We start from the raw sequence: 14,180 nt of genomic DNA on the forward strand, positions 1-14,180 counted from the left end.
GCGAGTCGCTTGACCGAAGGGCGGTCACCCCGATCGGGGTGACCGCCCTTCGGCGTGCGCGGGGGAGGGCGGCGGTCTACGGCACGCCCAGCTCGAAGATGACGTAGTGCGCGTACCAGCCCGAGGCCACCGCCGCGGTCGTGAAGAACACCGCCAGGCTCGGCGCCTTCAGACGGCCCAGGGCCGCGGCGGGGGCGAGGAGCAGGGGGAAGGCGGGCAGCAGGTAGCGGCCGGTGTTGCCGAACATCTGCTGGGTGCCCAGCACGGTGACGATCGTCGCCAGCGTGTAGGCGGTCAGCACCAGCGGCGGGCGTTTGCGCAGCATGAGCGCGATCAGGAAGGGCAGCGCCAGCACCAGCTGCACGGCGAGCAGGTCGGGCACGCTGAAGGCGAACACGTAGTCGTGCCGGCCCACGGCCGTGTTCCGCAGGACGTCGAGGGTGTAGGCGCCGTAGTCGAAGAAGTGCGCCCAGCCCTCGCGCTGGAGGGTGAAGTACGCGGTGGGCTCGCCCGTGGCGTGGCCGACCCAGGCGATGTACGCCGCCAGCCCCAGCGGGGCGACGAGCATGGCGTACACCGGGCCCGCCAGCCCGTGCTCGCGCCGGCCAGCGGGCCGCAGGACGGTCACCAGGGCGGCGAGGCCCACGGCGCCGATGAGCACCGCGGAGGTGGGACGGTTGAGGCCGGCCAGGCAGGCCAGCAGGCCGGCCGCCACCCAGCGGCGGGTCATCACGCAGTGGCAGGCCCAGGCCGCGATGGCGACGAAGACGGACTCCGAGTACACCGCCCACTCGACGCCCGCGCCGGGCGCCACGGCCCACAGCCCGGCCGCGATCGTGCCCGCCCGCGCCCCGGCGACCAGGCGGATCACGGCGTAGATCCCGGCGGCGGCGATGAACGACGACACGACGGAGACCAGGACCCCGGCGCCGTACAGGCCCAGTCCGGTGGCTTCCGACACCATCCGGATCAGGGCCGGGTAGAGCGGGAAGAAGGCGACCGAGTTCTGCTGGACCGTGAACAGGCCGTCGGTGTCCAGCCGGACCAGCGCGGGCCGGTAGCCGTGCTCGGCGATCTGGAGGTACCACCAGCCGTCCCAGGTGGCGAGGACGTCCCACCAGTGGGCGCCGCCGCCGAACCGCGGCTGCTTGCCGCGGTAGTCGCCGGCCCATTCCAGCAGGACGGCGAAGACGGCGAGGCCGACCAGCTTCGTGACGCCGTACAGCAGGAGCGGGGGCAGGTAGGGGCGCGCGGCGTCCGGCAGGGCCGAGCGCCACGCCGCCCGGGGGTGTCCCGCGCGCTCGCCGGAGCCGTCTTCGCCCCGCGGTGCGTCCCCCGTGGTACCGGTCCTTGCGCCGGTGCCGGTCTTCGTGTCCTTCGAGGCCATGGCCATGGCTGTCGCCCCCTCGTCCCCCTCGCCGGTCGCACGCTCGCCGGCGTGGCCACGGGGCACCGGTCGGGGGACCGGCCGAGGCCGCGCGGAGGCCGGATGCCTGTGCTCTGTCTGTCATAAGATCGCACAACGTCGCACGTTTGTGCTGGGGGCCGGGGAGGGCCGCGTGGCCGAGGAACCATACGAGACGCCCGTGCTGTCGGTCGTCATACCCATGTACAACGAGGAAGAGGTCCTTCCCGCGATGGTCAGCAGGGTGCGCCCGGTCCTCGCGGACCTGGAGGTGCCCTACGAGCTCGTCGCCGTGGACGACGGCAGCACCGACCGCACGGCCGAACTGCTGGCCGCCTTCCGGCTCGGCTGGCCCGAGCTGCGCGTGGTCTCCCTGCGGCGCAATTCCGGTCACCAGGCCGCGCTCACCGCCGGCCTGGACCGGGCCGTCGGCGCCTACGTCCTCACCCTGGACGCCGACCTCCAGGACCCGCCCGAGAAGATCCCGGAGATGCTCGGCCTGGCCCGCGCCGAGGGCCTCGACATCGTCTACGGCGTCCGCGCCGACCGCAGCAGCGACACCGGCTTCAAGCGCTGGACCGCGACCGCCTACTACCGGCTGGTGCGCCGCCTGGCCGGGACGCAGGTGCCCGCGCAGGCCGGCGACTTCCGGCTGCTCAGCCGTGCCGCCGTGGACGCCCTGAAGGCCCTGCCCGACCAGCAGCGGGTCTACCGCCTGCTCGTGCCGTGGCTGGGCTTCCCGAGCGGCCAGGTCACCTACGAGCGCGCCCCGCGGCCCGCCGGCACGACCAAGTACCCGCTGGGCCGGATGGTCCGTCTCGCCGTCGACAGCATCACCGGCTTCTCGGCGGCACCGCTGCGGCTGGCGACCTGGCTGGGCGTCGGGGCCTTCCTGATCTGCACCGGGCTGCTGGTCTACACGCTGGTGGCCTACGCCCTCGGCCGCACCGTGCCCGGCTGGACCTCCCTCTTCACCGGGGTGCTGTTCATCGGCGCGGTCCAGCTGATCTGCGTGGGCCTGCTCGGCGAGTACGTCGCGCGGATCTACACGGCGGTGCAGAACCGGCCCACGTATTTCGTGCGGCACGACTCGGCGACGCCCGTCGGCCATGCGTCCGCCGCCGCCGACGCGCCGTCCGCGCCCGCACCGCTCCAGGGGCCGTCGGACACGGCGGAGGTGACCGCCCGGCGGGTGTGAGCTGCCGCCCGGGGGCCCGGTGTCCGGGGAGTCGGAGGGGAACGGGCGGAGCCCGGCAAGCGGGGCATTACCGTACGGACCGGGTGCCCCGGCCGGTCCTGCCCATTTGTTTTGACCGCAGCGAATGCGATAGGTACGCTCAGACCTTGTGCCTGGGGTGTGCCCTGGCTCTCGTGCGTGCCTTCACACCGCACAGGGTCCGAGAGCGGCCACCGTAATCTGCGCCTTTTTCGCCCCTGCGGCGGGAGACTGCCGGATTCGACACACCCGACCGCGTGGGTCGGCGACGTTCCAGGTTAGCTGTACCCATCGGCACACAGAAACCGGAGAAGTAGTGCCTACGATCCAGCAGCTGGTCCGGAAGGGCCGGCAGGACAAGGTCGAGAAGAACAAGACGCCCGCACTCGAGGGTTCCCCTCAGCGCCGTGGCGTCTGCACGCGTGTGTTCACGACCACCCCGAAGAAGCCGAACTCGGCCCTCCGTAAGGTCGCGCGTGTGCGCCTGACCAGCGGCATCGAGGTCACGGCCTACATTCCGGGTGAGGGACACAACCTGCAGGAGCACTCCATCGTGCTCGTGCGCGGCGGCCGTGTGAAGGACCTGCCGGGTGTTCGCTACAAGATCATCCGCGGTTCGCTCGACACCCAGGGTGTCAAGAACCGCAAGCAGGCTCGCAGCCGTTACGGCGCCAAGAAGGAGAAGTAAGAATGCCTCGTAAGGGCCCCGCCCCGAAGCGCCCGGTCATCATCGACCCGGTCTACGGCTCTCCTCTGGTGACCTCCCTGATCAACAAGGTGCTGCTGAACGGCAAGCGCTCCACCGCCGAGCGCATCGTCTACGGCGCCATGGAGGGCCTGCGCGAGAAGACCGGCAACGACCCGGTCATCACGCTCAAGCGCGCTCTCGAGAACATCAAGCCGACCCTCGAGGTCAAGTCCCGCCGTGTCGGTGGCGCCACCTACCAGGTCCCGGTCGAGGTCAAGCCCGGCCGTGCCAACACCCTGGCGCTGCGCTGGCTGGTCGGTTACTCCCGCGCCCGTCGCGAGAAGACCATGACCGAGCGTCTGCTCAACGAGCTCCTCGACGCCAGCAACGGCCTCGGTGCCGCTGTGAAGAAGCGCGAGGACACGCACAAGATGGCCGAGTCCAACAAGGCCTTCGCGCACTACCGCTGGTAGTCGGAACCCCTTCGAGAACCGAGAGAAGACTGAAGCCTTATGGCTACCACTTCGCTTGACCTGGCCAAGGTGCGCAACATCGGCATCATGGCCCACATCGACGCGGGCAAGACGACCACCACCGAGCGGATCCTGTTCTACACCGGTGTCTCGTACAAGATCGGTGAGGTCCACGACGGCGCTGCCACCATGGACTGGATGGAGCAGGAGCAGGAGCGTGGCATCACGATCACCTCTGCTGCCACCACCTGCCACTGGTCGCTGGAGAACGTCGACCACACCATCAACATCATCGACACCCCGGGTCACGTCGACTTCACCGTCGAGGTGGAGCGCTCCCTGCGCGTGCTCGACGGTGCCGTGACGGTGTTCGACGGCGTCGCCGGCGTCGAGCCGCAGTCCGAGACGGTGTGGCGTCAGGCGGACCGCTACGGCGTTCCGCGTATCTGCTTCGTCAACAAGCTCGACCGCACCGGTGCCGAGTTCCACCGCTGCGTCGACATGATCTCCGACCGCCTGGGCGCGCAGCCGCTGGTCATGCAGCTGCCGATCGGTGCCGAGGCCGACTTCAAGGGCGTCGTGGACCTGGTCCGCATGAAGGCCCTGGTCTGGTCCGCGGAGGCCACCAAGGGCGAGATGTACGACGTCGTCGACATCCCGGACACCCACCTCGAGGCTGCCGAGGAGTACCGCGGCAAGCTCCTGGAGGCCGTCGCCGAGAACGACGAAGAGATGATGGAGCTGTACCTGGAGGGCACCGAGCCCACCGAGGAGCAGCTGTACGCGGCGATCCGCCGCATCACCATCGCCTCCGGCAAGGGCCAGGGCACCACGGTGACCCCGGTCTTCTGCGGCACCGCCTTCAAGAACAAGGGCGTTCAGCCCCTGCTCGACGCGGTCGTGCGCTACCTGCCGTCCCCGGTCGACATCGAGGCCATCGAGGGCCAGGACGTCAAGGACCCGGAGACGGTCATCAAGCGCAAGCCGTCCGACGACGAGCCGCTGTCGGCGCTGGCGTTCAAGATCATGAGCGACCCGCACCTCGGCAAGCTCACCTTCGTCCGCGTGTACTCCGGCCGCCTGGAGTCCGGCACCTCGGTGCTGAACTCCGTCAAGGGCCGCAAGGAGCGCATCGGCAAGATCTACCGCATGCACGCCAACAAGCGTGAGGAGATCGAGTCGGTGGGCGCCGGCGACATCATCGCGGTCATGGGTCTGAAGCAGACCACGACCGGTGAGACGCTGTGCGACGAGAAGGCCCCGGTGATCCTGGAGTCCATGGACTTCCCGGCGCCGGTCATCCAGGTCGCCATCGAGCCCAAGTCGAAGGGCGACCAGGAGAAGCTGGGCGTCGCGATCCAGCGCCTCGCGGAGGAGGACCCCTCCTTCCAGGTCTCCACCAACGAGGAGACCGGCCAGACCATCATCGGCGGCATGGGCGAGCTGCACCTCGAGGTGCTCGTCGACCGCATGCGCCGTGAGTTCAAGGTCGAGGCCAACGTCGGCAAGCCGCAGGTCGCGTACCGTGAGACCATCCGCAAGACGGTCGAGAAGGTCGAGTACACCCACAAGAAGCAGACCGGTGGTACGGGCCAGTTCGGCCGCGTCATCATCTCGGTCGAGCCGATCGAGGGTGGCGACGCGTCCTACGAGTTCGTCAACAAGGTCACCGGTGGTCGCATCCCGAAGGAGTACATCCCTTCGGTCGACGCCGGCTGCCAGGAGGCCATGCAGTTCGGCATCCTCGCCGGTTACGAGATGACCGGTGTGCGCGTGACCCTGCTCGACGGTGCCTACCACGAGGTCGACTCCTCCGAGCTGGCCTTCAAGATCGCCGGTTCGCAGGCCTTCAAGGAGGCCGCGCGCAAGGCGTCCCCCGTGCTCCTCGAGCCGATGATGGCCGTCGAGGTCACCACGCCCGAGGACTACATGGGCGACGTCATCGGCGACATCAACTCCCGCCGTGGCCAGATCCAGGCCATGGAGGAGCGGGCGGGTGCCCGCGTCGTGAAGGGCCTCGTGCCCCTGTCGGAGATGTTCGGCTACGTCGGAGACCTCCGCAGCAAGACGTCGGGTCGCGCAAGCTACTCGATGCAGTTCGACTCCTACGCCGAGGTTCCGCGGAACGTCGCCGAGGAGATCATCGCGAAGGCCAAGGGCGAGTAACGGACCCCGCGTCCACGCCGTAGGCTTGACTCCGGAGCCTCGTGGGGCGAACAACCGCAATCGCGGAGTTCGCCCCCGGGATCCGGGCCATCCAGCAAAGATCACCTGGCGCCGATGAAGCAAGGCGTTCAGAACCACTCCACAGGAGGACCCCAGTGGCGAAGGCGAAGTTCGAGCGGACTAAGCCGCACGTCAACATCGGCACCATCGGTCACATCGACCACGGTAAGACGACCCTCACGGCCGCCATTACCAAGGTGCTGCACGACGCGTACCCGGACCTGAACGAGGCCACCCCGTTCGACAACATCGACAAGGCGCCCGAGGAGCGCCAGCGCGGTATCACCATCTCCATCGCGCACGTCGAGTACCAGACCGAGGCGCGTCACTACGCCCACGTCGACTGCCCTGGTCACGCGGACTACATCAAGAACATGATCACGGGTGCGGCGCAGATGGACGGCGCCATCCTCGTGGTCGCCGCCACCGACGGCCCGATGCCGCAGACCAAGGAGCACGTGCTCCTGGCCCGCCAGGTCGGCGTTCCGTACATCGTGGTCGCCCTGAACAAGGCCGACATGGTGGACGACGAGGAGATCCTGGAGCTCGTCGAGCTCGAGGTCCGCGAGCTCCTCACCGAGTACGAGTTCCCGGGCGACGACGTTCCGGTCGTCAAGGTCTCCGCTCTGAAGGCCCTCGAGGGCGAGCAGGAGTGGGTGGACTCCGTCCTCAACCTGATGAAGGCCGTCGACGAGGCCATCCCGCAGCCGGAGCGCGACGTCGACAAGCCGTTCCTGATGCCGATCGAGGACGTCTTCACCATCACCGGTCGCGGTACGGTCGTCACCGGCCGTATCGAGCGTGGTGTCCTCAAGGTCAACGAGACCGTCGACATCATCGGCATCAAGCCGGAGAAGACCTCCACCACGGTCACCGGCATCGAGATGTTCCGCAAGCTGCTCGACGAGGGTCAGGCCGGTGAGAACGTCGGTCTGCTCCTCCGCGGCATCAAGCGCGAGGACGTCGAGCGCGGCCAGGTCATCATCAAGCCGGGCTCGGTCACCCCGCACACCGAGTTCGAGGCGCAGGCCTACATCCTGTCCAAGGACGAGGGTGGCCGCCACACGCCGTTCTTCAACAACTACCGTCCGCAGTTCTACTTCCGTACGACGGACGTGACCGGCGTCGTGACCCTCCCCGAGGGCACCGAGATGGTCATGCCGGGTGACAACACCGAGATGAAGGTGGAGCTCATCCAGCCCGTCGCCATGGAGGAGGGCCTGAAGTTCGCCATCCGCGAGGGTGGTCGCACGGTGGGCGCCGGCCAGGTCACCAAGATCATCAAGTAAGTACCGCTTGCTTGACGGCTTGAAGGTCACCTGACCTGCAACGGCCTGAAGGGGCCCGTACGACTTCGGTCGTACGGGCCCCTTCGCGTGCGTGCGGGAGCGGCACGGTGCCGCACCGGTTCGGCCACGCATCCCGCCACCGGGCCGTGCGCCGGCGGCGGGATGCGGGAACGTTGACCGCCACCCACTGCCGAGCCGTCCATGGGGGGCGGGAGGAGGGATGCGGGCGGGTCACGCGCGTGGGACCGGGCGCGTGCGGGTTCTCATGTGGCCGGGCGCGTGGGGCCCTCGCCTGCTTCCGGGCCCGGTGCGGCGTGGCTGCGGTTGCGTGCGCCGAACGGAACGCGCCGGGCGGCGCCTCCTGGTGGGCGTGTCCGCGCGCGCCTTCCCGCCGGCTTCCCCGGCTGCCGCACAAGGGCAGGTGGAAACGTTTCCGCTCGTCGATCGCCTCCCCGCGCCACCCCACCGCTTCGTCGGCGGAGGCGAGGAGAAGGCCGAGGTGTGCCCCCGTCATGCGCCCCTTCATGCGTTGATATGACTTACGGGATCGGTCTTGCCCGGCCCGCTCGGCGCACAGCTAGCTGGTGACACAGCCGCCGGCCGCGAGGAAGGGCGGCGGCACCGCTCACACCGAGGAGACGCCATGAAGAAGGCATACGAGGCCCCCACACTCGTCCGCCTGGGGTCGTTCCGCCGGAAGACCGGGCTGCTGCAGCGCAGCGGCAACGACCGTCTGATCCTCAGCAAGAACTGACGGCGGCCGGCAGGCGACGCGGCCTGATGTCCGACACGCACGAGAGTGCGGGAACGGGCCCCGGCGACGCGCACTTCGCGGTCTTCCCCGACTGCGAGGAGGCCGCCGCCGCGGCCCGCTTCTTCCGCCGCCCCGGAACACGCGTCCTCGCCCACGCCTCGGGCCGCCCGTGGCTGGCCGGCCACTGGTCCGACACGGAGATCACCGCGGTCCGGGCCGGGCGGGCGGCCCTCGCCGTCGTCGGGTGGTGCCCGGTCGGCCGGGGCGAACTGGAACGCCGCGCCGCCCGCCTGCGCGACCTCACCGAACTCGACGCGTTCGCCCGGTCCCTGCCGGGCAGCTTCCACCTGGTGGCCGCGCTCGACGGGCGGCTCAGGGTCCAGGGCACCGCCTCCGGGCTCCGGCTGGTCTTCCACGCGCGGGCGGGCGGGGTGCACGTGGCGGCGACCAGCGCCGACCTGCTCGCCGAGGCCCTGGGCGGCGAACCGGACACCGGGGAGCTGGCGGTGCGGCTGCTGTGGCCGGTGCCGCACCCCCTGTACGAGACCTCCGTCTGGCAGGGAGTCGAGGCGGTCTCCCCCGAGGAGGCCCTCGTCGTCTCCGCCGACGGGCGACGGGTGCGGAGGTCGCGCTGGTGGTGGCCCCCGGAGCCGGTCCGCTCGCTCGCGCGGGGCGCGCCCCGGGTCCGGGAGGCGCTGGCGGAGGCGGTGGACGTGCGCACCCGGCCGGGCGGGACGGTCAGCTGCGACCTGTCCGGCGGCCTGGACTCCACGTCCGTGTGCTTCCTGGCCGCCCGTTCCCCGGCCTCCGTGGTGGCGGCCACCTGGCCGGGACGGGACCCCGCCGACACCGACCTGGCCTGGGCCCGGCAGGCGGCGGGCCACCTCCCCCGGGTCGACCACGTGGTCTGGGACGCGGGCGCGTCGGCGCTGGTCTACTCCGACCTGCTGGGCATCGACGACCTGCTGGACGAGCCGTCCATCGGCGTGATGGACCGCTCGCGCGTCCTGCAGCACCTGCCCTGGCTGGCCGCACGCGGCAGCCGCGTCCACCTCACCGGGATCGGCGGGGACCACGTCGCCTGGTGCTCCGAGGCGTACTACCACCGGCTGCTGCGCACGCGTCCGCTGTTCGCCGTGGGCCGGCTGCGCGGCTTCCGCGCCCTGTGGACCTGGCCGCTCGGCGCGACCGTGCGCGCGCTGGCCGACACCCGGCCGTACCCGGTCTGGCTGGCGCACTGCGCCGGCCGGCTGCGCGATCCGATGCCGCGGTCCTCGGTGGCCGGCGGCCTCGGCTGGGGACCGGCGCCCCGGTTGTTCCCCTGGACGACCCCCGAGGCGGAGCGGCTGGCCCGCCACGCCCTGCTGGAGGCGGCGGACCGGGCCCGGCCCCTGCACCCCGACCGGGGGCTGCACACGGACCTGGAGCTCATCCGCACCTGCACCCGCGTCATCCGCCAGTGGGAGCGGATGGCGGCCCGGGCGGGGCTCCCGATGGCCTCGCCGTTCCTCGACGACCGGGTGATCGAGGCGTGTCTCGCGGTCCGCCCGGAGGACCGCGTCACGCCGTGGCGGTACAAGCCCCTGCTCGCCGAGGCCATGCGCGGCGTCGTCCCGGAGGAGTGCCTGCGGCGCACGAACAAGGCCGAGGCGTCGATGGACGCGTCGGACGGGCTGCGGCGCCACCGCGGCGACCTGATGACGCTGTGGACCGGTTCCCGGCTGGAGCGCCTCGGCCTGGTCGACGGCGAGGCGCTGCGCCGGCTCGCGCAGCGGCCCTCCGCACCGGGCCTGCGCGACGCGATCCTCTACTCGACCATCGCGTGCGAGGTGTGGCTGCGGGCCCGGGACCGCGCGCCGCGCCCGGGGCCCGCCGTCCGCTGACCGACGGAAAACGGCAGAAAGGCAGCGACCGTATGACTCTCCGATTCGGCGCCGACGTCTCCACCGCGGAGACCGACTACGGGACCGTCCTCCTCGACCAGCGCAGCGGTGACTACTGGGAGCTCAACCCCACCGGCGCGCTGGTGGTGCGGACGCTGATGGAGGGCGGCGACCGGGCGGCCGCCGTCGCCGCGCTCGTCGCGCGGTTCGACATCGACCGGGACCGGGCGGCCCAGGACGTGGACGCCCTCGTCCGCGACCTGCGGGAAGCGGGGCTGGTCTCATGACGACGCCCAGCGCGCTGGACCGGCCCGCCGGGGTCCCCCTCGCCCGGCGGCTGGCCGCCCGCCTCGTCCTGGGGCCCGCCCTGGCCCTGTCGTTCCTGCCTCCGCGCCACCTCCGCGGCGTACTGGAACGGGTACGCCGGGGGGCCCGGCCCGCCTCGCCCGCCGAGGCGGCGGCGGCGCGCGAGGCGCTGTGCGCGGTGAGCCTGCGCTGCGCGGGACCCCGGGGCTGCCTCCCGCGGTCGCTGGGCGCCGCCCTGTTGTGCCGGCTGCACGGCGCCTGGCCCACCTGGTGCACCGGGGTGCGCAAGGTGCCGCCGTTCTCGGCCCACGCCTGGATCGAGGCCGAGGGCCGCCCGGTGGGGGAGGGGGTCCCGGACGACTACTTCGCGCGGCTGATGACGGTGCCGCCGGTGACACGGGCCGGGCGGGCGACGCGGGCGGCGACGTGAGCGGCACCGCGTCCCGCGGCGGCGGACCGGCCCCCAGGGTCACCGCCGGCGCCACCCCGCCACGGGGCGCGGTGCCGCGGTCGCCGATCGACCCGCCGACCGGGTACCCCGCCCCGGCCGGGGCCCTGCCGCCCGTGCTGTGGCCGGGCCCCTTCCCGCCGCTCCTCGTCGCGGCGGCGGTGTCCCCGGCCGCCGGACACCGCGAAACCTTTCGTTGCCGCTTCGTTGCCGTCCGTCCCGTTGTCCCCTCCCGGCACCGCCCCCCACATTTGTCATGCCACTTGCAAAATTCGGGTCGGTCCATCGGAGGGGTGTCGTCATGGCGCGGTACGTGTCCAGGAGAACGGTTCTCGGTACGGGCGCCGCCGTGGGGGCCGGCGCGGGCCTGCCCCCGCTCGGTCCGGCCGCCCACGCCGCCGCCCGCGGCCGCGAGCCCCGCCGGACCGACCCCGGCGCCTACCTCACCTTCCGCCCCGAACCCGGCGCCTTCCCCCTGGTCCGCCCCGGTCGCGCGGCGCCCGTCCTGACCGACCCCGGCGACCACCCCGGCGTCCGCCGCGCCGCCGCCGACCTGCGCGCCGACGTCGAGCGCGTCACCGGCGCGAAACCGGCCGCCGACCGCGGCCGGGCCCGCGAGGTCGTGATCGTCGGCACGGTGGGCCGCAGCCCGCTCCTCGACTCCCTGATCGGCGCCGGGAAGCTCGACGTCTCGTCGATCCGGGGCAAGTGGGAGACCTCGCTCCAGACGACCGTGGACCACCCGCTCCCCGGCGTCGACCGCGCCTTCGTCATCGCCGGCAGCGACCAGCGCGGCACGATCTTCGGCGTCTACGACGTCTCCTACGGTCTCGGCGTCTCCCCCTGGTACTGGTGGGACGACGTCCGGCCGATCCGCCGCACCCAGGTCTACGCCCGCCCCGGCGCCTGGACCCAGGGCACCCCGGCCGTGAAGTACCGCGGCGTCTTCATCAACGACGAGAACCCCAACCTCGGCACCTGGGCGCCCCGTTACTTCGGCCCCGGCAAGGCCGAGGGGTACCCGGGCGGCTTCAACGCCGACTTCTACGCCAAGGTCTTCGAGGTGATCCTCCGCCTGAAGGGCAACTACCTCTGGCCGGCCGTCTGGGGCCGGGCCTTCGCCGAGGACGACCCGGAGAACCACGCCCGCGCCGCCGAGTACGGAATTGTCATGGGCACTTCTCACGAGGCGCCGATGATGCGCGGCATCGAGGAGTGGAACCGGCACGCCGTCCCCGCCCGGCGCGACGCCCGGGGGGACATCGTCGAGCCGGGCCGCGACCCCTACGGCGGCACCGGCGAATGGTCCTTCCGCCGCAACCGCGCCGCGATCGAGGCGTACTGGCGCGACGGCATCCGGCGCATGAGGGACCAGGGCTTCGAGGGTGTGGTCACCCTCGGCATGCGCGGCAACGGCGACACCAGCCTCCCGGACGGCGACGCCATCGAACTGATGCAGGAGATCATCGCCACCCAGCGGCGCATCATCGCCGAGGTCACCGGCTCCGAGACCTCCGTCCCCCAGGTGTGGACCCTCTACAAGGAGGTCCAGCGCTACTGGACCCGCGGCCTGCGCGCCCCGGACGACGTCACGGTGGTCCTCTGCGACGACAACTGGGGCAACATCCGCATGCACCCCGACCCCGCCGAGCCGCCCCGCTCCGGCGGCTACGGCCTCTACTACCACTTCGACTACGTGGGCGACGGCCGCAACTACAAGTGGGTCGACACCATGTCCCTGCCCAACATGTGGGACCAGCTCCACCAGGCCGTCGCCTACGGCAACACCACCCTGTGGGTGACCAACGTGGGCGACCTGAAGGGCAACGAACTGCCCACCCAGTACTTCCTCGACTACGCCTGGAACCCCGCCCGCTGGGAACTGGACGCCATCCCCGAGTGGGAACGCCGCTACGCGGCCCTGCACTTCGGCGAGGAGCACGCCGACGAGATCGCCGAGATCCTCGCCCGCTACGGCCACCTCCAGCACCGCCGCAAGCCCGAACTGCTCAACCGCCGCATCACCCTCGACCCCGCCAAGGACCTCGCCACCGACGACGACGCCGTCGTCTACGACGATCAGCAGACCCCCTTCTACCAGGGCGAGCTGGAGCGGGTGACGCAGGAGTGGCGGGAGCTCGGACGCAGGGCGGCCCGCGTCGCGCGCAGGCTCCCGGACTCCGCCCGCGACGCCTGGTTCGAGCTCGTCGGCTACCAGGTCCAGGCCACCGCCAACCTCTACGACCTGCGCGAGGCCGAGTTCACCAACCTCCGCTACGCCGCCCAGGGCCGCGCCGCCACCAACGACCGCGCCGCGCGCGCCGAGGCGGGCCTGCGGGAGGACTTCCGGCTCCAGGACGTGTTCAACCAGGAGATCGCGGGCGGCAAGTGGAAGGACTTCCAGCTCCAGCCGCACATCGGCTACGGCGACGTCGAACGGTACGGGCCCAACGCGCCCTGGCAGCAGCCCGAGATCGACAACGTGGCCATCCCCGACGTCCTCTTCCCGGCCGTGCGCCGCATCGACGTACCCGACACCGCCGAGATGGGCGTGGCGGTCGACGGCTCCGAGGAGTGGTGGCCGCGGGCCGGGGCGGCCGGTCCGGTGCTGCCGGAGTTCAGCCCGTACCAGACCCGCGCCCCGCAGTACGTCGAGGTGTTCAACCGGGGCACGCGGCCGTTCCCGTACCGGATCACCTCCTCCGTGCCGTGGCTGACGGTGGACCGGCCGCGCGGCACGGTCCGGCGGCAGACCCGGGTGACGGTCGCCGTCGACTGGGCGAAGGCCCCGGCCGGACGCGCCGAGGGCGAGCTGACGGTGGAGGGCGCGGGCCGCACGGTCACCGTGCGGGCGGTCGCCGTCCCCGTCCCGCCGCGCGGCCTGAGGGGCTTCGTCGAGGCCGGCGGCTACGTCGCCATCGACGCCGAGCACTGCACGCGCGCCGTCGGTGCCCACGGCGTCGGCTGGCTGCGCGTGGACCGCATCGGCCGCACCGGCGCGGGCATGACCCCCACCCCGGTGACGGCGCCCGCGCAGACCCCGGGCGGGAGGGGGCCGCGCCTGGAGTACGAGGTGACGCTGCTGACGCCCGGCGAGGTCACCGTGTGGGCGTACCTGTCCCCGCGCAATCCGGCGCTGGCCCGCCCCGGCCTGCGCTACGCGGTCTCCTTCGACGACGACACCCCGCAGACCGTCGACGTCATCGCCGCCACCGGCCCCGACGACGGCGGGCTGAACCGGCGCTGGGAACGCCACACCTCCGACAACGTCAACCGGACCTCGACCCGGCACACCCTCACCCGGGCGGGCGCGCACCGGCTGACGTTCTGGATGGTCGACCCGACGGTCGTGCTGCAACGCCTGATCATCGACACGGGCGGGCTGCCGGAGACGTACCTGGGGCCGCCGGAGAGCCGGCGCGTCCGCTGACACGGCCGGCCGGGTGCGGGACCCTCCCCGCGCCCGGCCGCCTCCTCACCGGTCCATGGACG

11 protein-coding genes are annotated in these 14,180 nt (G+C 71.8%); 10 read left to right on the plus strand and 1 reads right to left on the minus strand.

What is annotated here, in order from left to right; translation table 11 throughout:
- Nucleotides 1–76: 76 nt before the first annotated feature.
- Entirely contained in the window at nucleotides 77–1,393 is a 1,317-nt protein-coding gene (locus tag ACSU6Z_RS17360; protein WP_437046733.1) for a hypothetical protein, read from the minus strand.
- A 214-nt stretch (nucleotides 1,394–1,607) separates the two neighbouring features.
- On the opposite strand from ACSU6Z_RS17360, the gene ACSU6Z_RS17365 reads away from it, so the two are divergent.
- The 10 genes from ACSU6Z_RS17365 to ACSU6Z_RS17410 all read left to right on the plus strand — a co-directional run bounded on the left by ACSU6Z_RS17365 (nucleotide 1,608) and on the right by ACSU6Z_RS17410 (nucleotide 14,118).
- Nucleotides 1,608–2,603 carry a glycosyltransferase family 2 protein gene (locus ACSU6Z_RS17365; RefSeq protein WP_437050360.1) on the plus strand — a complete coding sequence of 332 codons (996 nt, stop codon included), beginning with the start codon at nucleotides 1,608–1,610 and terminating at the stop codon, nucleotides 2,601–2,603.
- Between the two features lie 334 nt (nucleotides 2,604–2,937).
- Complete coding sequence (gene rpsL / locus ACSU6Z_RS17370) at nucleotides 2,938–3,309, plus strand: 30S ribosomal protein S12 (RefSeq protein ID WP_003948652.1); 372 nt, start codon at nucleotides 2,938–2,940, stop codon at nucleotides 3,307–3,309.
- Nucleotides 3,310–3,311: 2 nt separating this feature from the next.
- Nucleotides 3,312–3,782: a 30S ribosomal protein S7 gene (rpsG, locus tag ACSU6Z_RS17375; RefSeq protein WP_003998848.1), complete on the plus strand. Its 471-nt coding sequence runs from the start codon at nucleotides 3,312–3,314 to the stop codon at nucleotides 3,780–3,782.
- A 39-nt stretch (nucleotides 3,783–3,821) separates the two neighbouring features.
- A complete protein-coding gene (fusA, locus tag ACSU6Z_RS17380) occupies nucleotides 3,822–5,948 on the plus strand; it encodes an elongation factor G (protein ID WP_437046735.1) in 2,127 nt (708 codons plus the stop codon).
- Nucleotides 5,949–6,103: 155 nt separating this feature from the next.
- On the plus strand, nucleotides 6,104–7,297 hold the full coding sequence (gene tuf / locus ACSU6Z_RS17385; RefSeq protein WP_437017142.1) for an elongation factor Tu: 1,194 nt from the start codon (nucleotides 6,104–6,106) through the stop codon (nucleotides 7,295–7,297).
- Nucleotides 7,298–7,940: 643 nt separating this feature from the next.
- Nucleotides 7,941–8,051: a keywimysin-related RiPP gene (locus ACSU6Z_RS17390; RefSeq protein ID WP_104532192.1), complete on the plus strand. Its 111-nt coding sequence runs from the start codon at nucleotides 7,941–7,943 to the stop codon at nucleotides 8,049–8,051.
- Nucleotides 8,052–8,077: 26 nt separating this feature from the next.
- Nucleotides 8,078–9,934 (plus strand): lasso peptide isopeptide bond-forming cyclase, encoded by a 1,857-nt coding sequence (locus tag ACSU6Z_RS17395; RefSeq protein ID WP_437046737.1) that lies wholly within the window; start codon nucleotides 8,078–8,080, stop codon nucleotides 9,932–9,934.
- Between the two features lie 32 nt (nucleotides 9,935–9,966).
- Complete coding sequence (locus tag ACSU6Z_RS17400; protein ID WP_437046738.1) at nucleotides 9,967–10,221, plus strand: lasso peptide biosynthesis PqqD family chaperone; 255 nt, start codon at nucleotides 9,967–9,969, stop codon at nucleotides 10,219–10,221.
- Nucleotides 10,218–10,670, plus strand: coding sequence for a lasso peptide biosynthesis B2 protein (locus ACSU6Z_RS17405; protein ID WP_437046740.1), 453 nt, complete (start codon nucleotides 10,218–10,220; stop codon nucleotides 10,668–10,670). The genes ACSU6Z_RS17400 and ACSU6Z_RS17405 overlap by 4 nt, the downstream gene beginning before the upstream one ends.
- 319 nt (nucleotides 10,671–10,989) lie before the next feature.
- Nucleotides 10,990–14,118 carry a glycosyl hydrolase 115 family protein gene (locus ACSU6Z_RS17410; RefSeq protein ID WP_437046742.1) on the plus strand — a complete coding sequence of 1,043 codons (3,129 nt, stop codon included), beginning with the start codon at nucleotides 10,990–10,992 and terminating at the stop codon, nucleotides 14,116–14,118.
- The last annotated feature ends 62 nt before the right edge of the window (nucleotides 14,119–14,180 follow it).

The organism is Streptomyces sp. enrichment culture (assembly GCF_964273145.1).
Taxonomy (GTDB): Bacteria; Actinomycetota; Actinomycetes; order Streptomycetales; family Streptomycetaceae; genus Streptomyces.

Coding starts and splice junctions, on each gene's coding strand:
- ACSU6Z_RS17360 (WP_437046733.1), bottom strand. CDS start 1,393: ATGGCCATGGCCTCGAAGGACACGAAGACCGGCACCGGCGCAAGGACC.
- ACSU6Z_RS17365 (WP_437050360.1), top strand. CDS start 1,608: ATGTACAACGAGGAAGAGGTCCTTCCCGCGATGGTCAGCAGGGTGCGC.
- rpsG (WP_003998848.1), top strand. CDS start 3,312: ATGCCTCGTAAGGGCCCCGCCCCGAAGCGCCCGGTCATCATCGACCCG.
- fusA (WP_437046735.1), top strand. CDS start 3,822: ATGGCTACCACTTCGCTTGACCTGGCCAAGGTGCGCAACATCGGCATC.
- ACSU6Z_RS17390 (WP_104532192.1), top strand. CDS start 7,941: ATGAAGAAGGCATACGAGGCCCCCACACTCGTCCGCCTGGGGTCGTTC.
- ACSU6Z_RS17395 (WP_437046737.1), top strand. CDS start 8,078: ATGTCCGACACGCACGAGAGTGCGGGAACGGGCCCCGGCGACGCGCAC.
- ACSU6Z_RS17400 (WP_437046738.1), top strand. CDS start 9,967: ATGACTCTCCGATTCGGCGCCGACGTCTCCACCGCGGAGACCGACTAC.
- ACSU6Z_RS17405 (WP_437046740.1), top strand. CDS start 10,218: ATGACGACGCCCAGCGCGCTGGACCGGCCCGCCGGGGTCCCCCTCGCC.
- ACSU6Z_RS17410 (WP_437046742.1), top strand. CDS start 10,990: ATGGCGCGGTACGTGTCCAGGAGAACGGTTCTCGGTACGGGCGCCGCC.